Raw genomic sequence first — 23,200 nt, 5'->3', positions numbered from 1 at the left:
CTTCTCGAGTCAAGCCTTATTTTCAAAGGCTTTTCGAGGCTACCGACCGGCTTGTTTGCGTTACCGCTTGCCCTGTCGATGGAGGCGCATTATAGGGAGCGAATTCGTTCTTGCAAGGAGATAATTGCAAAAAGATGGCTTTCATCGTTCAACCGATTACAAAGCGACCACGGTGATGAATTAATGCACGAAAAGGGTCAGCAGATTGGTATTCCGGATGCTGTATTGAGGCCGGCAGGTTGACAGATCAAGCTTGTATCAGTTTGGCTTTCCCTTGCAGCACAACCATGATGATCGGCTTTCCGCCTTCGGGTAACATAGCGCCCCTTTGCGATTCTCACACTCTTGGGTTTTGGAGAGTTTAATGCCTTTTGCACTTGGCCAGCGTTGGATTAGTGATACAGAGACGGATCTGGGTTTGGGGACTGTCGTTGCTGTTGAAGGACGCATGGTTACCCTGTTGTTTCCGGCTACCGGTGAAAACCGCATGTATGCCAAAGAAGAGGCACCGGTCACCCGGGTCAGCTTCAATGTGGGCGATCAGATAGCCAGCCACGAAGACTGGACCATGACGGTCGACGAAGTGCAGGAGAAAGATGGCCTGCTTATATATGTAGGTGTCCGCACCGACAATGGTGAGCCGGTTGCCCTCAAGGAAGTGTTTCTCAACAACTTCATCAAGTTCAACAAGCCGCAGGATCGCCTGTTCGCCGGCCAGATTGACCGGATGTCCCGCTTTACCCTGCGCTACGAAGCGCTGGTCAACCAGCACCAGCGTCGCCGTAACCCGACTCGCGGCCTGGCTGGCGGGAAAGTCAGTCTGATCCCGCACCAGCTCTACATCGCCCATGAAGTGGGTCACCGCTACGCCCCGCGCGTATTGCTGGCAGACGAGGTGGGTCTGGGCAAGACCATCGAAGCAGGCATGATCATTCACCAGCAGTTGCTCTCCGGCCGCGCCCATCGGGTGCTGATCCTGCTGCCCGAAACGCTCCAGCACCAGTGGCTGGTCGAGATGCTGCGCCGTTTCAACCTGCACTTCTCCCTGTTTGACGAGGAGCGCTGCATCGAGGCGTTCGCCGATGCGGAGAACCCCTTCGAGACCGAACAGCTGGTGATCTGCAGCCTCGACTTCCTGCGCAAGAAGCGTCGTCGCTTCGAACAAGTGCTGGAAGCCGAGTGGGATCTGCTGGTTGTCGACGAAGCGCACCATCTGGAGTGGAGTGAGGAGGCCCCCAGCCGCGCCTACGAAATGGTGGAAGCGCTGGCCGAACAGGTACCGGGCGTGCTGCTGCTGACCGCGACCCCTGATCAGCTGGGCCACCAGAGTCACTTTGCTCGTCTGCGCCTGCTCGACCCGGAGCGTTTCTACGACTACGACGCCTTCCTCGCCGAGGAGCAGGCCTACGGTCAGGTCGCCGGCGCAGCCCAGGAACTGCTGGATGGCGAGACCCTGAGCGATGACGCTAAAAGAATCCTTGCCAGCCAGTTGGAAGGGCTGGATCTTAGCGATGCAGTTGCCCGTCAGCAGGCGGTCGCCAAGCTGCTGGATCAGCATGGCACCGGCCGGGTGCTGTTCCGTAACAGCCGCACCAATATTCAGGGCTTCCCGGAGCGCCACCTCAACGTCTACCCCATGCCGCTGCCGGAGCAGTACAAGACCGCCATCAAGGTGATGGGCATGATGGGTGGCAATGGCGGCGATCTGCAGACCCGTGCCTTGCGCTACCTCTATCCCGAGAAGATCTTCCAGCAGTTCGAAGGCGACAACGCCAGCTGGACCCAGTTTGACCCGCGCGTCGAATGGTTGCTGGAACTGCTGCTCTCCGCCCGTCAGCAGAAGGTGCTGGTGATCTGCTCCGAAGCAGCCACCGCCATCGCGCTGGAAGAGGCGCTACGCACCCGTGAAGGGATCCGTGGTGCCGTGTTCCACGAAGGGATGTCGATCCTCGAGCGGGACAAGGCCTCCGCCTATTTCGCTCAAGCTGAGGGGGGCGCTCAGGTGCTGCTCTGCTCCGAGATCGGCTCAGAAGGCCGCAACTTCCAGTTTGCCAGCCATCTGGTGCTGTTCGATCTGCCACTCAACCCGGATCTGCTGGAACAGCGTATCGGCCGACTGGACCGTATCGGTCAGCAGAATACCGTCGAGATCCACGTCCCCTATCTGGAAGGGACTGCACAGCGCGCCCTGCAGCTCTGGTATCACGATGGTCTGGATGCATTCGAGCAGACCTGCCCGACGGCCCGCCCGGTGTTCGAAGCGGTACGTGACGAGCTGTTCGAGCTGCTGGCCGCCAACACCGGCGAGCAGGGCCCCCTCGACGCCCTGCTGGTCAAGACCCGCGAACTGCATGAGCCGCTCAAGGCCCGACTGGAACAGGGTCGCGATCGCCTGCTGGAAATCCACTCCAGCGGTGGCGAGGCCGCCCAGCAGCTGGTCGAGAAGCTCGCCGCCGAAGATGACGACACCGGCATGATCTCCTTCGCCCTCAAGATGTTCGACGAGATCGGCGTCAACCAGGATGATCGTGGTGAAAATGCGCTGGTGCTGACTCCCGGGGATCACATGCTGGTGCCGAGCTTCCCGGGCCTGCCGCAAGACGGCATGACCATCACCTTCGATCGCAACACCGCCCTGTCGCGGGATGACATGGCGCTGCTCTCCTGGGATCACCCCATGATGCGCGGCGGTATCGACCTGATCCTGGGTTCCGAGATCGGTGCCACCTCGGTGGCACTGCTCAAGAACAAGGCGCTGCCCATCGGCTCCATCTTGCTTGAGCTGATCTTCGTTGCCGAGTCCGCAGCTCATCCACAGCTCTATCGCTTCATGCCGCCGACGCCGATCCGTCTGCTGATGGACAAGAACGGCCAGAATCTGGGCGAGAAAGTGGCGTTTGATGCCTTCAACCGCCAGCTGACGCCGGTCAACCGCCACCTCGGCAGCAAGCTGGTGACTGCGTCCCAGCCGGTAATCCACGGTCTGATTGGCAAGGGCCAGGCCATTGCCGAAGAGCTGAAAGCCGGGATTGTCGACAAGGCCCGCGCCCAGATGGCGCAGACCCTGCAGCAGGATCTGGACAGGCTGGAAGCGCTCAAGGCGGTCAACCCGAACGTGCGCGACAGCGAGCTGGATTATCTGCGCAATTTGCAGGCAGAATTGCACCACCTGATCGACCAGACCCAACTCAAGCTGGATGCCATCCGCTTTATCGTGGTTACCCATAACTGATAAAACCGTGAAATGGCCAAACCCAACGCGAGTTGGCTGCCATGCACTTTTATCGTGGTAACCCATAACTGATGGGGGCTTGCCCCCGCTTTGACCCAAGATGCGAGACGCTATGTTTGTATACTCCCCGCCCCTGGAACCCTGGCTCGATATCCTGTTCAAGGACAAGGACATCATGGTGGTCAACAAGCCCACTGGCCTGCTGAGCGTCCCCGGGCGCGGCCCCGAGAATGAAGACAGCGTGCTGCATCGGGTCAAGCAGCAGCACCCCAAGGCGGCAGCCGCCCATCGCCTCGATATGGCGACCACCGGCGTGCTGGTGATCCCGCTCAACCCTAACTCCCACCGGGAGCTGAGCCGGCAATTCCGCGAGCGGGAGACCGAGAAGCACTACCTCGCCTGGGTGTGGGGTGAACCGGAGCTGGATGCGGGCGAAGTGGATCTGCCGCTCTGCGTCGACTGGCCCAACCGGCCGAAGCAGAAGGTGGATTTTGAGGAGGGGCGTCATGCCCTGACCCTGTGGCAGAAGCTGAAGGTGGAGAACGGCAACAGCCTGATCAAGCTGACCCCGATTACCGGTCGCTCCCATCAGCTGCGGGTTCATATGCTGGAGCTGGGTCACCCCATCCTAGGTGACAACCTCTACGCCAACCCGGAGGCGCTGGCGGCTGCACCGCACCTTTATCTTCATGCGGCCAGCCTGACCATCAGCCACCCCAGAAGCGGCGAGCGGATGACCTTCGAGGCACCGGCCCCTTTCCCGGTCTGAGCCTGGCAGATAACAGCCCAATAAAAAGAAAGCCCCCATCGAGAGATGGGGGCTTTTTTATCGCTCAGACGCGGATATCGATCTTGCTTCCGAGGGAAGCACTGGCCGATGTCGGCGCAGCCGGAGCGGATTGCGCTGCTGTTTCCAGCAGTTTCAGTGCGGATTCGCCTTCCTGGGTCTGCTGCTTTTTGGCCAGGCTGGCCACCATCAGTGCAGAACCGAACGACGCATTTGCAGAACTAGAAATATCCATTGTGTACCTCCTGCCAAGAGACTATCGGCCGGGCCCGGTGAGACATGAGCCATATCGTTCAACGCAGATATGCCTTGTCCGGCGAGCGCCGGGCCAACCAGCGCTCTTCCATCTCCAGCAATGTCTGATAGGCCTTTTCAGCATGCTCCGGGCGGCTGAACAGATATCCCTGCCCATACAGATGTATGTCGGTCAATGAGCGCAGCACATCGAGCTGCCCCTGGGTCTCGATCCCTTCACATACCAGTTTCTTGCCAAGCATGGAGCCCATACGGCAGATGTTGGCGACCAGTTCGGCCGCCTCGATGGAGGTGTCGATACCCTGAATGAAGGACCTGTCTATCTTTACCTTGCTCACCGGCAGCTTCTGCAGATAGCTGAGGGAGGAGTAGCCGGTGCCGAAGTCGTCAAGGGCCAGATGTACCCCCTGCTGGCTGAGATCCTGCATCAACTGCAGCGAGTTCTTGACCTCGCGCATGGTGGTGTCTTCCGTCACCTCCAGCACCAGGCTGGACGCGGGAATATGGTGCTCCATCAGCGCTCTGGCCACCAGCTTCAACAGGTTGCGCTGGTACATGCCCGGGGAGATGTTCACGCACATCTGCAAGTCCACCAAACCCAGGTGCTGCCACTGATGAAGTTGCTCACATGCGGTATTCAATACCCAGCCACCCAGTTTCTCGGCCAGCTGGAACTCTTCCGCCACCTGGATCACCTCGTTGGGGGGAATAAAGCCAAGCTCGGGATGGCGCCAGCGCAGCAGCGCCTCCACGGCTTCACAGCGGCCACTTTCCAGATTGACGATGGGCTGGTAATAGAGCTCGAGCGCATTGTGCTCCAGCGCCATCACCATGTCGGACGCAAGATGCTTGCGCCTGGCCGTCTCGTTGAGCAGGGAACTGTCATAGATGACATAGGGAACATGGGTCTTGCGGCTGTGAGAGAGGGCCTGCTCCGCCCGGCTGAGCAACTCCTGGGTCTGGTTGCTGTCGGTCGGGAAGAAGGCGATACCAATACCGACCTCAAGCCGGAAAGGGTAGTTGTCGATGATGATGTCTTGCTTGATGGAGTGGAGCACTCTGGCCACGAGCTCCCTGACCTGACGAAGATCGCTCCCCTCCCGTTGCAGCATGGCAAGCTGATCTCCCCCCAAACGCGCCACCCACTCCCCGTTTTCGCACAGGGCGCGCAGCCGCTTTGCCACCTCCTGCAGCAGGAGGTCCCCTGTGTTATAGCCAAACTTGCTGTTGATATCGCGAAAGTCGTTGATGTCGACCAGCACCAGTCCGAAGGAGGTGTCACGGGTGACGTAGGCATCCATCTTTTCCAGCAACGCCAGCCGGTTGGCGAGCCCGGTGAGGGGATCGATCCTAGCGGTCCTGAAATGGCGCCTGGCTTCTCGCACCAGCAGCCCGCTGAGCAGAATGACGGACACCACCAGCCCCGACACCATGAACAGCAGGGCATTGCGCAACTGGCCAAAACGCGCGTCGTTGCCCGTATAGACGTTGATGTTGTTCTGCATGACGGAAGCAAGAGAGTAAGAGAGGGGTTCCTGCAAGGGCGCCAGTGTCATCATGACTTGTTGGTAATCCGGCGTCCCCGGTTTGAGTTTGACCAAATCAGGCTCCAGCTTGCGGATACTGCTTTCAGTCAGTTTCACCAGCCGCAGCGTCTTCGGATTGTCCGCGAGGCTTTTTCTCAATTGGCCGCTCAGGAGAATGGGGGTACGACTCCAGAGAATGTCATAGCGAAGCAGCAGGGCTTCCTGGTCTATGCCGCCATAGTGGTAAATCTCGACGGCATTGAGAAAGCGGCCCAACTCGAGCTGCAACTGCATCAATGCCCATGAGACGTCATAGGTGTACTTCTCCATCACCCGGGTCGCATTTTGTATCTGCACCAGGCAATAGAGGGTGCTACCCGTGAACAACAGAATGGATAGATAAAGAACGCCGAGTAAGGGCCAGGCCCTGGTCTTCGCTTTCACCCAGTACTCCCGTAAACCACCGTTTTTACTGCTGAATGTCGATCGCACTCAGTTGCCAGATCATCATGTCGGTGAACTCGGAACGCCTGAGTTCGGGATGCTGATCCAGTGGCAGGATAAACCAGAGCGGCCCCTTGTCACGTACCCGCATGGTCATCCCGTCATCCTGCCAGGCCAGAATAGGATCGTATTGCTTGACCTTATCCCAGTTGATCCGGATCTGGAAACTGTTCAGGGCGGTGAGCGTGATGCTCTTGCCGTTGGCCTTCACCTCCGTCAGCACGTCCGCCAGTTTCGGCCCCACGTATTTGTGCGGTTTGTCCACCCAGGGATTGCTCGTCACCACCTCATGCTGCGGCAGTGCCTGGATCATGGCCATATCGAACAGCACCTCTCCATCTGCCGGATCGGCAGGGTCCAGATTCCCCGTCACCTTGAGAATGACCGGCCCTTGTGGTGTCGCCTGCGCCATGCCCGGCAAGGCCAGGGAAAGGAGTAACGGGAGAAGCCCTAAGTATCGCATGTTCACCTCAGATCATTTCACTATCAACAACTTCAGCTTAGTAGCACTAAAAAAAACGGCCCGCAAAAGCGAGCCGTTTGATGACTTGACGGGATTACATCATACCCATACCGCCCATGCCACCCATATCAGGCATGGCAGGTGCATCTTTCTTCGGCAGCTCGGAGATCATGCACTCTGTGGTGATCATCAGGCCGGCGACGGACGAGGCGAACTGCAGGGCAGAACGGGTTACCTTGGTCGGATCCAGGATACCCATGGCCAGCATGTCGCCGTACTGTTCGGTGTAGGCGTTGTAACCGTAGTTGCCTTCACCGTTCTTCACGGCATTGGCGATGACGGAGGCTTCTTCGCCGGCGTTGATGACGATTTGACGCAGCGGGGCTTCCATGGCGCGCAGGGCAACCTTGATACCGACGTTCTGGTCTTCGTTGTCACCACGCAGGGAGGCCATCTTGGCAGCAACGCGCACCAGCGCTACACCACCACCGGCAACCACGCCTTCTTCCACGGCTGCGCGAGTGGCGTGCAGGGCATCGTCAACACGGGCTTTCTTCTCTTTCATTTCAACTTCAGTGGCAGCACCCACCTTGATCACGGCAACACCGCCGGCCAGCTTGGCCACGCGCTCTTGCAGCTTCTCACGGTCGTAATCGGAAGAGGTCTCTTCGATCTGCTGACGGATCTGGGCCACGCGGCTTTCGATCAGGGCAGCATCACCCACGCCATCGATGATGGTGGTGTTCTCTTTGGTGATGACGATGCGCTTGGCACGGCCCAGATCTTCCAGGGTCGCTTTTTCCAGCTCCATGCCCACTTCTTCGGAGATCACGGTACCACCGGTCAGGATGGCGATATCCTGCAGCATGGCCTTGCGGCGATCACCGAAGCCCGGCGCCTTGACGGCGGCCACTTTCACGATGCCACGCATGGTGTTGACCACCAGGGTCGCCAGCGCTTCGCCTTCCACGTCTTCGGCCACGATGATCAGCGGTTTGCCCGCCTTGGCCACACCTTCCAGCACCGGCAGCATTTCGCGGATGTTGGAGACTTTCTTGTCCACCAGCAGGATGAAGGGGTCATCCAGTTCGACGGAGCCGGTTTCCGGCTTGTTCACGAAGTAAGGGGAGAGGTAGCCGCGGTCGAACTGCATGCCTTCTACCACCGCCAGCTCGTCTTCCAAGCCCTGACCGTCTTCCACGGTGATGACGCCGTCACGGCCGACCTTGTCCATGGCTTCGGCAATCAGCTTGCCGACCTTCTCGTCGGAGTTGGCGGAGATGGTGCCTACCTGGGCGATGGCATTGTTGTCGGCACAGGGAGTGGACAGTGCTTGCAGCTCGGCAACGGCAGCCACAACGGCCTTATCGATACCACGCTTCAGATCCATGGGGTTCATGCCGGCGGCAACGGCCTTCAGGCCTTCGTTGACGATGGCTTGAGCCAGTACGGTGGCCGTGGTGGTACCGTCACCGGCGGCGTCATTGGCCTTGGAAGCGACTTCCTTGACCATCTGGGCACCCATGTTCTGGAACTTGTCTTCCAGTTCGATTTCACGGGCAACGGAGACGCCATCCTTGGTGATGGTCGGGGCGCCGAAGGACTTGTCCAGTACCACGTTGCGGCCTTTCGGGCCCAGGGTCACCTTGACGGCATCGGCCAGGATGTTGACGCCTTCCAGCATTTTGATGCGAGCTTCGTTGCCAAACTTAACTTCTTTAGCTGCCATGTTCTTCAATCCTTAAATCAATTCGGGAAAAGAGGGAGGGTGATTACTCTTCGACAATCGCCAGGATGTCGGTCTCGGACAGGATCAGTACGTCCTGGCCATCCAGCTTTTCGGTCTTCACGCCGTAGCCTTCGTTGAAGATCACCTTGTCACCCACCTTGACGGCCAGTGCTTTGACATCCCCATTGTCCAGAATTCGACCAGTCCCCACGGCAAGAACTTCACCACGGGTGGACTTCTGGGCCGCAGTGCCAGTCAAGACGATGCCGCCAGCGGATTTGGCTTCAGCTTCGATGCGCTTGATGATGACGCGGTCGTGCAGTGGACGAATTTTCATCGATAACTCTCCCAAAATGAGTCTCTGTGTTGCTTGAGGAATGGCCGCAATCGGCCAAATTTGTCATGCCCCTGATCTGGGGCAACAGGGCTAGCCCTTCAAGGGCAAATACAAAAAAAATATTTTCACGTACTATGAACACCTTCGATGGATCACCCATCCCCAATCAGGAAGGCGGATGGAGACGGCCAGCATTCAGGCCCAAAGCACCTAGAGACTCTGCCTTGAGCCGACCCAACCCCATGCTGACCGCCCCCATGACGCCCATGCTGCTGCGCATGACGGGCCCCATGATCCTGGGCATCATCGCCATCCTGGCCTTCAACCTGGTCGATACCTTCTTCATCGGCATGCTGGGTACCCAGGCGCTGGCCGCCATCAGCTTCACCTTCCCGGTCACCTTTGTCGTCACCTCCCTGACCATGGGGCTGGGAGCGGGCCTGTGTGCCCTGCTCGGTCATGCCCTGGGGCAGGGTCGCCATGACGAGGCTGCTCGCATCACCACAGACTGCCTGTTCCTCGCCGTCATCCTGGTGAGTCTGCTCGCCGGACTGGGGGCAATGACCATTACCCCTCTGTTCACCCTGCTGGGGGCCAGCCCCGAGCTCATCTCCCTCATCCACGATTACATGCTCATCTGGTATCTGACCGTCCCCATGCTGGTCGTGCCCATGGTCGGCAATGCGGCCATCCGGACCACGGGGGATACCAAGACCCCCAGTCTGGTGATGGGGGTCGCCGGTCTGGTCAACGGCGTGCTGGATCCTCTGCTCATCTTCGGGCCGGGCCCCTTCCCCGAGTGGGGCATTCGGGGAGCCGCCATCGCCACTTCCCTCTCCTGGTTGATGGCCATGCTGGTCAGCCTCCATCTGCTGCGCAAGCGGGAGACGCTGCTGACCTGGCGCCTCTCTCCCCGCCCTCAGCTGTTGGCCCATTGGCGCGCCCTGCTCCATGTGGCTGTGCCCGCATCGTTTACCAACATGCTCAACCCACTGGCCAACGCCGTGTTGATGATCATTTTCGCCGGGCTCGGAACCGAGGTGGTCGCCGCCTACGGCGCGGCATCCCGGGTCGAGGCCTTGCTGCTCATCGTGATGATGGCGCTCTCTTCCGTGCTGGCCCCCTTCATCTCGCAGAACTGCGGCGCCGGGAATCCGGCCCGAGCCAAGGCCGCCCTGCTGCTCTGCATGCGCTTCGCCCTGCTGTTCCAGCTTGGGGTCTACGCGCTGACCTGGCTTCTCGCCCCCTTCATCGCCGTTCTGTTCAGCGATCATCCGCAAGTGGTGCGACTCATCGTGCTCTATCTGCATCTGGTCCCCATTGGCTACGGCTTTCAGGGCATGGTGATGCTGCTGGCCTCTGCCCTCAACGGCGTCAGGGCATCGGCGGTGTCACTGCTGATAAACGGCATCAGACTGTTTGTCTTCTTGCTGCCAGGGGCCTGGCTGGGGGCAAAACTGGGGGGAGAACAGGGGATCTATCTGGGGATGCTGCTGGCGAACCTGGCCGCCGGATTGCTGGCATGGGGGTATGCCCGCCACAGATTCGAGCGGCTGTGCCATCAGGGGAGATCCTGACGGCACAGCCCGAGGCTCGCGATTACTCTTTGCGTTCGAACTCCCCTTCGATGGTGTTGCCACCCCCTCGCGGGGATTGTCCGGGCCTGTCATCGCCGGGACCCGGCTCGAACGGCTGCTGGCGAGCCTGGAAGCCCCCCATCTGCATCCTGAACTGATTGCTGCCAATCAGCTTGTCGGCCAGCATGTTGCGCAGCCAGGGCTGCAGCAGCAGGATGCCGACAATATCGCTCACAAACCCCGGGATAATCAGCAGCAAGCCCGCCAACGCCAGCATCATGCCACCCATCACCTCGCGGCCGGGCATCTCCCCCAGCTGCATCTTCTGCTGGGCAGTGAGCAGGGTCTTGATCCCCTCGCTGCGCACCAGCGACGATCCCAGCACGGCGGTCAGCACCAACAAGCCAACGGTCGGCAAGGCCCCGATCACGGAGCCCACCTTGATCATGACGGTGAGCTCCAGCAATACCAGCCCGACCAACAACAGTAACAACTTGCCCATAGCAACCTCGGAGCGATGAATGAATGGACCCGGGGTGTCCGGTCGGCAGCCGCACATCGCTGATGCTAGCGCGCCGGGTTCAGGTCTTCTGACATTAAAATGGGGCTGGTTGATCATTTTTCAAGCCTCTCCTGCCGCAGGCCCCGGAATACGGATAAATATTTGTCCGCCCAACTGGGATTGAGGTGGTTGTTCTGTCAAAGTTAATCGCCCGATTGCAATATCTGTTTAATGACCACAAGAAATTTGAGGTTGCCTCAAATTTAGTGATCCAGGTCTAATACCGGATACCTCAATTGGGGTAACATCAACACCAGTCATTGCACAGGGAGCAACTGGCTCCCAACTGCCCCACCCGATGTGTGGTGCTTCAGGATGAAATGTGCGTAGGGAAATCGCGACCACTCGGTGAGGATCGTTTCCATTTATTTGATTTCTGAGGCATAACAATGAGCGACATCAAGAACGTCCGCATTGAAGAAGACCTGCTGGGCACCAAAGAAGTTTCCAACGACCTCTACTACGGCGTGCACACCCTGCGCGCTGTTGAAAACTTCAAGATCAGCACTCAGAAGATTTCTGACGTTCCCGAGTTTGTTCGTGGCATGGTCCTGACCAAGAAGGCAGCTGCACTGGCCAACGGTGAGCTGGGCACCATCCGTCCCGAGATCGCAGACAAGATTGTCGAAGCCTGCGACCTGATGCTGAACACCGGCAAGTGCTTCGATCAGTTCCCGGTGGATGTCTACCAGGGCGGCGCCGGTACCTCCGTCAACATGAACACCAACGAAGTGCTGGCCAACATCGCCCTCGAGCTGATGGGACTTGAAAAGGGTCGCTACGACGTCATCAACCCCAACGATCACGTCAACAAGTGCCAGTCCACCAACGATGCCTACCCCACCGGTTTCCGCGTGGCCGTGGTCAACAGCACCGACACCACCCTGCACGCTCTGGAAGCCCTCATCGCCGCCTTCGATGTCAAAGCCAAGGAATTCAAACATATCCTGAAAATGGGCCGTACCCAGTTGCAAGACGCCGTGCCCATGACCCTGGGTCAGGAGTTCCACGCCTTCGCCGTCACCCTGCGTGAAGAGATCAAATCCATCAAGCGTTGCCAGGAGCTGCTGCTGGAAGTGAACCTGGGCGCCACCGCCATCGGTACCGGTCTGAACACTCCGCCCGAGTACTCCGGTCTTGCCATCAAGCGTCTGGCCGAGATCACCGGTCGTGCCTACGTGCCGGCAGAGGACCTCATCGAAGCGACCTCCGACTGCGGCGCCTATGTGATGCTGCACGGTGCGGTCAAGCGTCTGGCCATGAAGCTCTCCAAGATCTGTAATGACCTGCGTCTGCTCTCCTCCGGCCCGCGCACCGCGCTCAAAGAGATCAACCTGCCGGAAATGCAGGCTGGCTCCTCAATCATGCCGGCCAAGGTCAACCCGGTCATTCCGGAAGTGGTCAACCAGTCCTGCTTCAAGGTATTCGGCAACGACGTCACCATCACCTTCGCTGCCGAGGCCGGTCAGCTGCAGCTGAACGTCATGGAGCCGGTGATCGGTCAGGCCATGTTCGAATCCCTGAGCCTGATGGAAAAAGCCTGCATCTCCCTGCGCGAGAAGTGCGTGGAAGGCATCACCGCCAACCCGGACATCTGCATGAACCACGTGCTGAACTCCATCGGCATCGTGACCTACCTGAACCCCTTCATCGGTCACCATGAAGGCGACATCGTCGGCAAGATCTGTGCCCAAACCGGCAAGAACGTCCGCGAAGTCGTGCTGGAACGCGGCCTGCTGACCGCCGAACAGCTGGACGAGATCCTCTCCATCGAGAACCTGATGAACCCGCAATACAAAGCCAAGCGTTACACCCGCGAAGCCACCGTATAAGCGAGCAGATGGGCCGGGGTTATCCCGGCCCATTTAAAGTCAATTCCCGAGCGGTCTCTCCACAGCCCCATCGGGAATTGGCTTTTCAGCCTAATAAAACCTAAAAAAACTGGAAAATGGAGTGTTCGCTATGATTGGAATCGAGTTACTTGTCGTGCTCGCCGCTATCTATCTGGGGGCCCGGATAGGCAGCATAGGTATCGGCTTTGCCGGTGGTCTGGGGGTACTGGTACTGACCTGGGGGCTGGGCATGCCCATCCCGAGCGATCAGCTGGTGACCTATCTCCCGTGGGACGTGATCATGATCATCGCGTCCGTCATCTGCGCCATCGCCTGTATGCAGCTGGCCGGCGGGATGGATTATCTGGTGCACCTGGCCGAAAAAGCCCTGCGCAAGAATCCCAAGCACATCACCTTCGCCGCGCCGGTCGTCACCTACCTGATGACCATGCTGGCCGGGACCGGTCACACCGCCTTCTCCACCCTGCCGGTGATCGCCGAAGTGGCCAAAGAGCAGGGCATTCGCCCCTCTCGTCCGCTCTCCATCGCGGTCGTTGCCTCCCAGATTGCCATCACCGCCTCCCCCATCTCGGCGGCCGTGGTCGCTTTCTCCGGCATGCTGGAGCCGCTTGGCGTCGACTACCTGACCCTGCTGGCCATCTGCATCCCGTCCAGCTTCATCGCCTGTCTGCTGGGGGCCTTCATCGCCAACCTGCTGGGCAAGCCGCTGGATCAGGACGAAGTCTATCTGGAGCGCAAAGCCAAGGGGCTCATCAAGCTGCGCGGTACCAGCCAGGTTGAGATCAAGCCTTATGCCAAGCTCTCCGTCGGCATCTTCGTCGCCTCCATCGTGGCCGTGATGGCCTATGCCACCGCCATCTCCGGCAACGTCGGCCTCATCAGCAGCCCGCCGATCCCCCGCGATGGCGCCATCATGGGCATCATGCTCTCCGCCGCCACCCTGATGGTACTGTTCTGCAAACTGGACGCGGCCCAGATCACCAACATGCCGACCTTCAAGTCCGGTATGTCCGCCTGTATCTGCGTGCTGGGCGTGGCCTGGCTGGGCAACGTCTTCGTGAAGGGCAACATGGTCGAGATCCAGGCGTTCGCCGGCGATCTGCTGAGCCAATACAGCTGGCTGCTGGCCGTGGTGCTGTTCTTCTCCTCCATGCTGCTCTACTCGCAAGGCGCCACCACCAAGGCCCTGATGCCTGCCGCCCTGGCACTGGGTGTCAGCCCGCTGGCGGCCATCGCCTCCTTCGCCGCCGTGAGCGCCCTGTTCGTGCTGCCGACCTACCCGACCCTGCTGGCCGCGGTCGAGATGGACGACACCGGCTCCACCCGCATCGGCAAGGCCGTGTTCAACCACCCCTTCTTCATCCCGGGTGTGGCCACCATCGCCATGGCAGTAGCGCTCGGCTTCTTCTTCGGTGGTCTCATCCTCTGACCGATGAACCACCCCATGCAAAACGGCCCGAACGGGCCGTTTTTTTATGCCCGGCCACCGCCGGGCGCCCATGAAAAAGCCGCTCCCGGGAGCGGCTTTCGTCATCCTGGCGGCATCCTCAGACCGTGGTCTGGCGGGTACCGAAATAGTCAGCCAGGAAGTCGTCGAACGACAGGCTGTCACTGCGTTCCCGCTCCCGCTGCTTGGCCAGGGAGTCCCGCGCCTCGCCGGCAAAGTAGGCCTCGTCCCAGTATTGCAGCTCGCCGGCCAGCATCTCTTCCCGGTAGCGGCTCGCCAGCGCATCGCCGAAGCAGCCGTTGTCCTGGCCGCTTGAAAGCAACTGCTTGAGCAGGCGGGCGGAGTAGGTCAGCTCGGGGTTGTGCAGCTTCTCGCGATGCATCGCCAGCGTCTCCCGGTAGCGATTGCGACCACAGCAGCGATCCAGCAGCCCGGCCACCTGCTCCAACTCGTCGAACAGCTTGAGGCCGTACTCCTTGAGGCCGATGGGGTTGCCCTGCTCATCTTCAAGCGTCAGGCCGGGGCGACGCCCCTCCAGCACCACCTTGTTCTGGTTGCGGCGGTTGCGGGCAACCTCGTCATCCGAGAGCTCGGGGGACGGGCGCAACAGGCACCAGACTAGGAAGAGATCGAAGAAGCGGATCTGATCCACCTCGATACCGAACGGGGTAAAGGGATTGACGTCCACCGTGCGCAGCTCGATGTATTCGATGCCGCGCTGCTCCAGCGCATCCGAGGGCTTCTCGCCGCTGCGGGGGGTGCGCTTGGGGCGGATCGGCGCGTAGAGCTCGTTCTCCAGCTGCAGCACGTTGTCGTTGAGCTGGCGGTACTCGCCGTTTACCTTGACCCCTATCCTGGCGAAGTCGGGATCATGGGTATTGATGGCCCGGCGCAGACTGCTCACATAGGCGGGCAGGCTGTCATGACTGATCTTGAGCCCCGCCTGGGCGCTGTTGGTGTAACCGAGATCGGACAGGCGCAGAGCCGTGGCATAGGGCAGGTAAAGAGTGCCCTTGCCGGTCTTCTGGAACGGCAGGCTGCTCTTGCGCCCCTTGAGGAAGGAGTCGCAGATGGCAGGAGACGCGCCGAACAGATAGGGCACCAGCCAGCCGAAGCGGTAGACGTTGCGAATAAGCCCCATGTACTTGTCGGAGATGAAGCGCTGGCTGCAGCAGCCCTCTCCCACCAGATCCTGCCACTCGCACCAGAAGCTGTCCGGCATGGAGAAGTTGAAGTGCACCCCGGCGATCACCTGCATCAGGCTGCCGTAGCGGTTCTTCAGCCCCTGGCGATAGAGGGTCTTCATCCGCCCGATGTTGGAGCTGCCGTACTGGGCCAGGCGGATGCTCTCCTCGTCACCGACGAAGCAGGGCATGGAGAGGGGCCAGATCCGCTCCTCTCCCAGATGATGAATGGTGTGGCGGTGAATGTCGCCGAGCTGCTCGATCAGGCTCTCGATGGAGTCGGTGGCCGGCGTGATGAACTCCAGCAGGCTCTCGGAGTAATCGGTGGTGATGTTGGCATGGGTCAGGGCCGACCCCAGGCTTCTGGGGTGATCGGTCTGGGCCAGGGTCCCTTCGGGGGTGATGCGCAGACATTCGCGCTCGATCCCGCGCCGGATCCCCTTGAGGGCGGTCACCCGTTCCGGGGTGCCCAGCGCAGCCAGCAACTCGGTGAGCGACAAGCTAGTAGTAGTCATATTCACGGCTCATGTGTGGCCGCCCCACCCGGGGCGGCACTTATTGTTGCAACGCCCCTCAGGGCAGTTGCAGTGGATAGATGGGAAGATGAAGCTCGCTCAGGGGTTTTTCAAGCTTTTGCTTGTCTCCCACCACCACAATCACCATCTCGGCCGGATCCAGCCAGAGGGCTGCACTGGCCTTCAGCGTCTCGGGTGACACCGTTTTGATCAGGTTGTTCTGGGCCTGCACATAGTCCGGCTTCAGGTCGTACATGATCATCTGCAGCAGGAAGCCAGCCTTCTGCCCCAGGGTCTCGTAGGAGAGCGCATCCTGCTGGGAGACGGCGCTGCGCATATAGGCCAGCTCCACCGGGGTCGGCCCGCTCTTGCGGTAGCCGTCCATCTCCTTGAGGAACTGGCGGATGGCATCCACGGTCGCATCGGTGCGCACATTGGCGCCGGTCGCGAAGACACCCGCCTCGCGGTTGGCCTGGAAGCCCGAGCTGGCACCATAGGTGTAGCCCTTGTCTTCCCGCAGGTTGAGGTTGATGCGGCTGTTGAAGTTGCCACCCAGGTTGAAGTTCATCAGGTTGGCGATGAAATAGTCTCCCGTGGTGTCAAACGGCATGGCGCGACGGCCGATACGGATCACCGACTGGGGGGCCCCCGGCTTGTCCACCAGATAGATGCCTGGCTTGGCCTGCTCTCCCCCGGGCTTGAGATCCCCCAGGGTCGGGGCGGCTCCCTGCCACTGGGTCAGGAAGGCGAGACCGGATTCCACCTGCTGGGCGGTCACATCACCTGTCACCACCACCTTGGCATTGGTCGGATTGTAATAGGCCTCATAGAAGCGCTTCACATCCGCCAGGGTCAGCTTCTCCACGTCCGCCAGCACCCCGTCAGAGGGTTGGCCGAGGCGATTCTGCTTGCCATAGACCAGTTCGCGGAACGCCTGACCCGCCAGCCACTCCGGCTGCTGCTCGCTCTGTTTCATGCCTTGCAGCATCTGGGTCTTGAGCCGCTCGAAGTCCGCTTCCCGCAGGCCGGGTTGCAGCAGCACTTCCCGCACCAGCGCCAGGGTTTCGGGCAGCTTGTCCGCCAGACTGCTGATGGTGATGAGGTTGTTGTACTGGGCGCTGGAGACGCTGATGCTGGCGCCGAGTTTTTGCAGCTCGTCGCTCAGCTCGGCCTCGGAGAGGCGCGTCGTCCCCTGCTCCAGCATGGCGGCGGTAAGACTCGCCAGCCCCAGCTCTCCCTTGCCTTCGGCCCGGATGCCACCCGGCAGGGCGATCATGATGGAGACGGCCGGGATCTCGTCGCTGTGGGTGCCGATGATCTCGATCCCCTTGTCGAGCTTGCCACGCCAGATGGCGGGCACCTTGACGCTCACCGCATCGGCCGCCTTGGGCTGCACGCTGCGATCGAAGTCATCTTTCACCGGCCGCTCGGCCAGCACCTTGTCATGCTTGCTGTAATCCGGCAGCTCCCGCTTGGCGGGAGTGAAATTGGGCTTGGCGGCCTGCCAGTCGCTCTTGCCCTTGGGCACCACGCTCAGCACCACGGCAGGCTTGTTCTGGATGAACTTGTCGTAGGCAGCCTTGACGTCAGACCCCTTGACCCGGGCGATGGCATCCAGATTCTTGAACACATAGTCGGGATCCCGGGCCAGCACCTGCCCCATGGCAAGCTGGCTGACCTTGCCCTCGATGCTGTCGAGTCCCCAGATGGCGGACGCGCGATAGCTGCTGATGGCCTTCTCCAGATCCGCGGGCTTGATGCCGCGCTGGGCGAACTCGCCGATCACCTTGTCCACCTCGCCCTTGAGGGTCTTGAGGCTGCCATCCGCCGCCGGATTGGGGTAGGCATAGACCGTCAGGGTACAGGCCAGCTCTTCGCAGGAGTGGGAGGCACCCACCTCGATGGCCTTGCCGGTTTTCACCAGGGACTGGTAGAGCATGGAGCTGGCAGAGCCCCCCAGCACATCGGCAAAGATGTCCAGCGCCGGCTCCTGCGGGTCACCCAGGGAGACGGTCGGGTAGCTGATATACAGGAGCGGCAGATGCACCTTGTCTTCCAGCGTCACGTAGCGGGTTGCCGGCAGGGTGGCAGGCTGAGGCGTCGGTTCGGCCACGTCCGGACCGCGCGGGATGGAACCGAAGTACTGCTCAATCCAGGCCAGCGCCTGCTTGGTATCAAAATCGCCGCCCAGGGTCAGGGTCGCGTTGTTGGGACCATACCAGCGCAGGAAGAACTGCTTGAGGTCGTTGACGTCGACCCGGTCGAGATCCTCCACATAACCGATGGGTTGCCAGGAGTAGGGGTGGGTACGCGGATAGAGTGCCTCCCCCACCCGCTCGCCCACCAGGCCATAAGGCTGGTTGTCGATGCGCTGGGCCCGTTCGTTCTTGACGGTGGCGCGCTGGATCTCGAACTTCTTCTGGCTCACCGCATCGAGCAGGAAGCCCATGCGGTCCGCCTCCAGCCAGAGCACCTTCTCCAGCTGGTTGGCAGGCACGGTTTCGTAGTAGTTGGTGCGGTCCTTGTTGGTGGTGCCGTTCATGTCACCGCCCGCCTCGTTGATGATCCGCATGTGTTCCTGATCACCAACGTGCTTGGAGCCCTGGAACATCATGTGCTCGAAGAAGTGGGCAAAGCCCGACTTGCCCACGGTTTCCCGGGAGGAGCCGACGTGATAGGTGACGTCCAGATGCACCAGGGGATCGGAGTGGTCGGGGGCAAGGATCACGGTCAAACCGTTGTCCAGCTTGTACATCTGATAGGGAATGCCGAGCTTGCCCTCTTGTTTGACCTGCTCGGACACCAGGGTCGGGGCCGCCAGCACGGGAAGGGAGAAGCCCAGCAGCATGCTTAATGGAATGAGTTTGTTCACGGGTACCTCGTGAGTGACAAAAGGGCTAGAAGATCTGACTGGCCAGCAGAAACACCAGGGCATAACGAAGCAATTTGCCGAGCCCGATCAAGATGAGGGAGCGCCAGAAGGAGAGGCGCAGCCAACCAGCCAACAGACAGAGACCATCGCCGACCACAGGCGTCCAGGCAAGCAGCAGACACCAGTGGCCATGACGTTTGAGCCAACCAAGGGCTTTTTGTTCCCCACGGCCTTGAAAATCTTCCGGTTTTTTCTTGTGGGTGGCGAGCCAGCCGAGCCACCAGGTGGTCATGGAACCCAGGGTATTGCCCAGCGTCGCCCAGAAAAGCAGGCTGGTCATGCTCCACTCCCCCTTGACCGCCATGGCGCCCAGCAGCACTTCCGAGCTGCCGGGCAACAGGGTGGCGGAGGTGAAGGCGCTCAGAAACAGCCCTCCCAGCCCCATCCCGGTGAAGTCTATCATCCGGGCTGGCCGTCTGCGGCGGACATGCGCAGCAACAGCTTGCCGCGCACATGGCCCTGCTCGATGGTCTGATGGGCCAGCGCCCCTTCTGCCAGCGTGTATTCACCGGAGACGGTGATCTTCACCTCCCCCTGGCGAAGCAGCGTCAGCATCTGGGTCAGCTGCGTTCGATCGGGATGGACCAGCATGCCGACAACCTCGACACCGAGCTCGGCCCCCGCGTCCTTGATCTGCTGGGCCGTGATGGTGGGGACCGTCACCAGACGGCCGCCCGGCTTGACGCAGGCGAGCGCCGCCTTGCCGCTCTCGCCCCCCACCAGATCCAGCACCAGATCGAACGGACCATCGGTGATCGCTTCGGTGCACCACCCGGCCTGGTGGTAATCCACCATCCGGCTCGCCCCGAGACTATGAAGGAAGCTGTGATTGTCGCCGCTTGCCGTGGCAACCACGTGGGCACCATAGGCGGCGGCAAACTGCACCGCCAGATGGCCGACGCCACCGGCACCGGCCAGGATCAGTACCCGTTGCCCCGACTGCAAGCCACCGTGCTCCAGCAGCCCCTGCCAGGCAGTGAGACCCGCCAGCGGCAGAGCCGCTCCCTGCCTGAGGCTCACCCCATCGAGCTTGACCAGCTCCTCCTCGCGGGCCACCACGGATTCGGCATATGCACCGGCGGCGAGGGGGAAACCCACCATGCCGCACACCAGTTCCCCCTCGGCCAGAGAGGTCACGCCGGGCCCCACCTTTTCCACCACACCGGCCACGTCATAGCCCGGCGTCCAGGGCAGGTTGTCCTTGTTCTGGGCGGCCGCCCAGCCGAGACCGGCCCGTGTCTTGGCATCGATGGGGTTGACCCCCGCAAAGCAGATGCGCACCCGGACTTCTCCCTCCGCGGGCACCTTGTCCAGGGAAGGGTTGAGCCTGAGTACCGAGGGGTCGCCGAATGCGGTAATCTGTAGCTGCGTCATTGCACAATCCATCCTGTTGATTGATCAAGGGTCAACAGAATAACAGCGAGGACACCATGGCTCGAATGTTTCTTATTCCTCTGTTGCTGGCCCTGGGGTGGTGGGCGTTTCTGCTCTACTTCCGCATTCCGCTCAAACAGGGGGCAAAGGGCTTTTACTGGATCATCGGCATCGGCGGCGGGCTGGCCGCCTTCCTCAGCCTGATGATGGTGCTCACTCACTAGGGTTCAGGGACAAGGGGGAAGAAGAGAAGATGCTGCATGGACTGAACCATCTCACACTGGCAACCGGCGATCTCGACAGCAGCGTTGCCTTTTATGTCGACTTGCTGGGATGTCGCCCCAGGGTGAGATGGGCACGGGGAGCCTATCTCACCCTCGGCGATCTCTGGCTCTGTCTCTCCTGCGATCCTCCCCAACCGGCCAGAGATTACAGCCATGTCGCGTTTGGCATCTCGCCTGAACAGTTTCCAGCCTTCTGCGCCCGTCTGCGCGCGGCGGGCGTCGTGGAGTGGAAGGAGAACAGCAGCGAAGGGGATTCACTCTATCTGCTGGATCCCGACGGGCACCGGCTGGAAATCCATGCAGGCAACCTGGATAGCCGGCTCGCCTCCCTCAGACAGCAACCCTATGAGGGTCTTATCTGGTTCGACTGAGCCGGATTCATCCCTGCTCGGCACGAAGATGGTAGTGACGATTGCTGCCCTGCCCCAGCACGCCCTGCGCCAGCAGATGCTGGAACACCCGGTCCACCTCCTCCAGAGACAGTGACAATGCCTCCGCCACCTTGCGTTTGCTGCATTTGAGCTCGCCGCTCTCCAGCGCACCGCGCACCTGGGCGACCACGGCTGGCTCGGGCACGGGTCTGCTGATGGCTGGCGGCTCCGGGGTCGGCACTGCGACCCGGGCCTCGGCTTGCGCCTTCTCCCGTTGCCACATCCATTGACGGCGGAAGCGGTTCTCCTCACCGATCAGGCTGACGAAAAAGGCACCAAACGCATCGAGCAGGATAGACAGGAAGCAGACCAGCAGGAACTGCACCTGGCCGATGCTCATGCCCACCCCGTCCGCCAGACTGCTCATCAGCCCCAGCATGGAGGACTGCTCCCCCAGCGGCTTGGCGTCCCGCTCCTGGCGCAGCTCGTCCTGACGCAGCCTGAGCTTGGTGTTGGCCTGCTGCAGACCGCTGACGCCGCTCGAGATACGCGCCATCTCGATGTATTTGCGGGCCGCCTCTTCGTTGAGCTGGATCTGCCGCTCTATGCTGGCTATCTGCTCGTCGAAACGGGCTATCTCCCGCTCGTGACGCGCCTGCTGGCTCAGGATGGTGTTGGTGGCGCTGTTGATGCCGCCGATACTGCCCCCGATGGAGATGGCGGCCAGCACGCTGTAGAACAGCAGCGACCAGAAGGCGCCGCCCAGATCCCGCCTCGCCTTGCACTCGCCGTACTCGTACCAGACGTAGAACTTGCCCAGCTCGAAGATGATGGCCAGCCCGCCGAACAGCCACTTCATCAGGGGGTTTTCGTCGATGGAGAGAAACAGCAGCAGGGAGAAGACGATGGAAGCCAGAATGGCCAGCCCGGTAAAACTGTAGACAGTCGTGAGGGCGAACCATCCCTTGGGGTAACGCAATGCGGCGCAAGCCTGAGTAGTCATGATGAAACGGGAAACATCTGCAGGAAAAGTTGGCTGCCGATTATAGTCACCACTCCCCCGGAGAGAAGGGCAAATCCCCGAATTCCCGCCCATGGACGATCAGCTGCCCAGAGTGCGACCAAAACGTGCAAATCGGCAGCAGAAAAACACTACAATCGACCCCGTACCTGAAGGACATCTGCGGTTATGCTCGGGTTAAGCCCGCCGCATTACACTCATTTCCACCGAACACGACTCGAGGACATCATGAACAGAACGACGGCTTTGTTGCTCTCTCTTTTTCTGATCACCGGTAGCGCCCTGGCACAGGACGATGGGAGCCAGACCTTCTCCGTGGATGCGCTGACCTTCAATCTGGACTGGAATGACACGCAGTTTGACTGGTCCCAGAGCAACTGCTTCGATCTCGGGAGCGGTGACGCGGCCGCCGCCGACTGCAAGAGGACCAACCTCAATCTGGAGGACGAGACGCAGCGCAACCAGCCCCCCAGCACCAACCAGATCAGCACGCAACCGGATCAATGATCCCCCTGACAGGAGCCTTGATGCGATGACCCACATGACCATGACTTCCCGCGGCGCACTGCTGCTCTCCCTGCTTCTGGTTCAGGGAATGGCCTTTGCTGCCCCCCCTTCCAAACACGATGACGACATCCGGATCTCCACCGACCAGGGCCGGGTAAGCCTGGATTGGGACGACAAGGAGTACGAGTGGTGGCAGCACAACTGCCTGGATGTCAGCACCCGGACCAGCCGCATCCAGCTCAACTGCGACAACATGGATGGCAAATACCGCGACCATTACAACCGCAGCATTCACAGTGGCAACAACCCGGGTCAGGGCCATGACAAGCCCAGGAACAAGCACGGCGGCAACGGCCACCAAAAACACTGACCAGCATGCCCATGGACATGGTTGAGGGGCCTGTGGCCCCTGGAGTCATCTCCCCTACCAGTAGTTTTCCATGCTGATATTGCCGGGGGCGCGACGCAGGTTCTTGGCAAGCCCCAACCCGAGCAGGGTCTGCTGAGTCTCTTTCACCATGGCGGGGTTGCCGCAGATCATCACCTGGCTCAACTCGGGGGAGAAGTTCAGCCCCACCCTCGCCTGCAAGCTGCCATCGACGATGGCTGCCGGGATACGCCCTGCCATCGTAAGTATTCACCGGAACAGTATTGACACAGGAAAAATGAGACGATCGTCTCTTGATCCCACTTTCCTGCTTGCTTGATCCTGCTCCTTAGATACGCTCCCCCCATGAGCA

At 60.6% G+C, this 23,200-nt stretch carries 21 protein-coding genes and 1 pseudogene; 10 read left to right on the top strand and 12 right to left on the bottom strand.

The window, feature by feature from the left end; translation table 11 throughout:
* From PG883_RS18030 to rluA, 3 genes are all read left to right on the top strand, one after another.
* A partial coding sequence (locus PG883_RS18030) for a hypothetical protein (protein ID WP_270807496.1) occupies positions 1–243 on the top strand: 243 nt, incomplete at its 5' end.
* Positions 244–364: 121 nt separating this feature from the next.
* Positions 365–3,232, top strand: a complete 2,868-nt coding sequence (gene rapA, locus PG883_RS18025; RefSeq protein WP_200164231.1) for an RNA polymerase-associated protein RapA — start codon at positions 365–367, stop codon at positions 3,230–3,232.
* Between the two features lie 112 nt (positions 3,233–3,344).
* The gene (gene rluA / locus PG883_RS18020; RefSeq protein WP_005309526.1) at positions 3,345–4,001 is read left to right on the top strand and encodes a bifunctional tRNA pseudouridine(32) synthase/23S rRNA pseudouridine(746) synthase RluA; all 657 of its coding nucleotides are present in this window, start codon (positions 3,345–3,347) and stop codon (positions 3,999–4,001) included.
* 64 nt (positions 4,002–4,065) lie between these two features.
* Here rluA and PG883_RS18015 read toward each other — a convergent pair whose 3' ends face one another.
* The 5 genes from PG883_RS18015 to PG883_RS17995 form a co-directional block, all read right to left on the bottom strand.
* On the bottom strand, positions 4,066–4,254 hold the full coding sequence (locus PG883_RS18015) for a hypothetical protein (RefSeq protein ID WP_010673139.1): 189 nt from the start codon (positions 4,252–4,254) through the stop codon (positions 4,066–4,068).
* A gap of 58 nt (positions 4,255–4,312) precedes the next feature.
* On the bottom strand, positions 4,313–6,244 hold the full coding sequence (locus tag PG883_RS18010; RefSeq protein ID WP_039040011.1) for a putative bifunctional diguanylate cyclase/phosphodiesterase: 1,932 nt from the start codon (positions 6,242–6,244) through the stop codon (positions 4,313–4,315).
* A 25-nt stretch (positions 6,245–6,269) separates the two neighbouring features.
* On the bottom strand, positions 6,270–6,767 hold the full coding sequence (locus PG883_RS18005) for a molybdopterin-binding oxidoreductase (RefSeq protein WP_029313815.1): 498 nt from the start codon (positions 6,765–6,767) through the stop codon (positions 6,270–6,272).
* Between the two features lie 94 nt (positions 6,768–6,861).
* Complete coding sequence (gene groL / locus PG883_RS18000; RefSeq protein WP_270807492.1) at positions 6,862–8,496, bottom strand: chaperonin GroEL; 1,635 nt, start codon at positions 8,494–8,496, stop codon at positions 6,862–6,864.
* Positions 8,497–8,539: 43 nt separating this feature from the next.
* Positions 8,540–8,833 (bottom strand): co-chaperone GroES, encoded by a 294-nt coding sequence (locus PG883_RS17995; protein ID WP_005309514.1) that lies wholly within the window; start codon positions 8,831–8,833, stop codon positions 8,540–8,542.
* Between the two features lie 242 nt (positions 8,834–9,075).
* Here PG883_RS17995 and PG883_RS17990 point away from each other — a divergent pair, with 242 nt between their 5' ends.
* Positions 9,076–10,410 (top strand): MATE family efflux transporter, encoded by a 1,335-nt coding sequence (locus PG883_RS17990; protein ID WP_270807498.1) that lies wholly within the window; start codon positions 9,076–9,078, stop codon positions 10,408–10,410.
* A gap of 22 nt (positions 10,411–10,432) precedes the next feature.
* Here the strand turns inward: PG883_RS17990 and PG883_RS17985 are convergent, their stop codons facing one another.
* Positions 10,433–10,912, bottom strand: a complete 480-nt coding sequence (locus tag PG883_RS17985; protein WP_039040009.1) for an FxsA family protein — start codon at positions 10,910–10,912, stop codon at positions 10,433–10,435.
* A 449-nt stretch (positions 10,913–11,361) separates the two neighbouring features.
* On the opposite strand from PG883_RS17985, the gene aspA reads away from it, so the two are divergent.
* Positions 11,362–12,804, top strand: coding sequence for an aspartate ammonia-lyase (aspA, locus tag PG883_RS17980; protein WP_010673133.1), 1,443 nt, complete (start codon positions 11,362–11,364; stop codon positions 12,802–12,804).
* 130 nt (positions 12,805–12,934) lie between these two features.
* Positions 12,935–14,254 (top strand): anaerobic C4-dicarboxylate transporter, encoded by a 1,320-nt coding sequence (locus PG883_RS17975; protein WP_041210978.1) that lies wholly within the window; start codon positions 12,935–12,937, stop codon positions 14,252–14,254.
* A gap of 118 nt (positions 14,255–14,372) precedes the next feature.
* Here the strand turns inward: PG883_RS17975 and gshA are convergent, their stop codons facing one another.
* Genes gshA through PG883_RS17955 form a run of 4 tightly spaced genes read right to left on the bottom strand, consistent with a single transcriptional unit; the run spans position 14,373 to position 20,277 of the window.
* Positions 14,373–15,971, bottom strand: a complete 1,599-nt coding sequence (gene gshA, locus PG883_RS17970; RefSeq protein ID WP_270807490.1) for a glutamate--cysteine ligase — start codon at positions 15,969–15,971, stop codon at positions 14,373–14,375.
* Positions 15,972–16,029: 58 nt separating this feature from the next.
* Positions 16,030–18,843, bottom strand: a complete 2,814-nt coding sequence (locus PG883_RS17965; RefSeq protein WP_270807488.1) for a M16 family metallopeptidase — start codon at positions 18,841–18,843, stop codon at positions 16,030–16,032.
* A gap of 25 nt (positions 18,844–18,868) precedes the next feature.
* Positions 18,869–19,306, bottom strand: coding sequence for a YqaA family protein (locus tag PG883_RS17960; RefSeq protein ID WP_029313803.1), 438 nt, complete (start codon positions 19,304–19,306; stop codon positions 18,869–18,871).
* A complete protein-coding gene (locus tag PG883_RS17955; protein ID WP_223930504.1) occupies positions 19,303–20,277 on the bottom strand; it encodes an NADP-dependent oxidoreductase in 975 nt (324 codons plus the stop codon). The genes PG883_RS17960 and PG883_RS17955 overlap by 4 nt, the downstream gene beginning before the upstream one ends.
* Before the next feature lie 56 nt (positions 20,278–20,333).
* On the opposite strand from PG883_RS17955, the gene PG883_RS17950 reads away from it, so the two are divergent.
* Together PG883_RS17950 and fos are read left to right on the top strand one after the other, a co-directional pair.
* Positions 20,334–20,501: a hypothetical protein gene (locus PG883_RS17950; protein WP_005308905.1), complete on the top strand. Its 168-nt coding sequence runs from the start codon at positions 20,334–20,336 to the stop codon at positions 20,499–20,501.
* Positions 20,502–20,530: 29 nt separating this feature from the next.
* Positions 20,531–20,932 carry a fosfomycin resistance glutathione transferase gene (gene fos, locus PG883_RS17945; RefSeq protein ID WP_042864439.1) on the top strand — a complete coding sequence of 134 codons (402 nt, stop codon included), beginning with the start codon at positions 20,531–20,533 and terminating at the stop codon, positions 20,930–20,932.
* A 7-nt stretch (positions 20,933–20,939) separates the two neighbouring features.
* Here the strand turns inward: fos and PG883_RS17940 are convergent, their stop codons facing one another.
* On the bottom strand, positions 20,940–21,935 hold the full coding sequence (locus tag PG883_RS17940; RefSeq protein WP_041214492.1) for a hypothetical protein: 996 nt from the start codon (positions 21,933–21,935) through the stop codon (positions 20,940–20,942).
* 246 nt (positions 21,936–22,181) lie between these two features.
* On the opposite strand from PG883_RS17940, the gene PG883_RS17935 reads away from it, so the two are divergent.
* Positions 22,182–22,460 (top strand): hypothetical protein, encoded by a 279-nt coding sequence (locus PG883_RS17935; RefSeq protein WP_052814585.1) that lies wholly within the window; start codon positions 22,182–22,184, stop codon positions 22,458–22,460.
* A gap of 25 nt (positions 22,461–22,485) precedes the next feature.
* Complete coding sequence (locus tag PG883_RS17930) at positions 22,486–22,830, top strand: hypothetical protein (RefSeq protein ID WP_010673122.1); 345 nt, start codon at positions 22,486–22,488, stop codon at positions 22,828–22,830.
* 54 nt (positions 22,831–22,884) lie between these two features.
* On the opposite strand, the pseudogene PG883_RS17925 reads toward PG883_RS17930, so the two are convergent.
* Positions 22,885–23,088: pseudogene (locus tag PG883_RS17925) on the bottom strand (ferredoxin--NADP(+) reductase); the annotation flags it as partial.
* Between the last annotated feature and the right edge of the window lie 112 nt (positions 23,089–23,200).

This window comes from Aeromonas sp. QDB25 (genome assembly GCF_027707725.1).
GTDB classification, from domain to species: Bacteria; Pseudomonadota; Gammaproteobacteria; order Enterobacterales; family Aeromonadaceae; genus Aeromonas; species Aeromonas caviae.
This window is presented reverse-complemented; position numbering and strand designations above follow the sequence as displayed.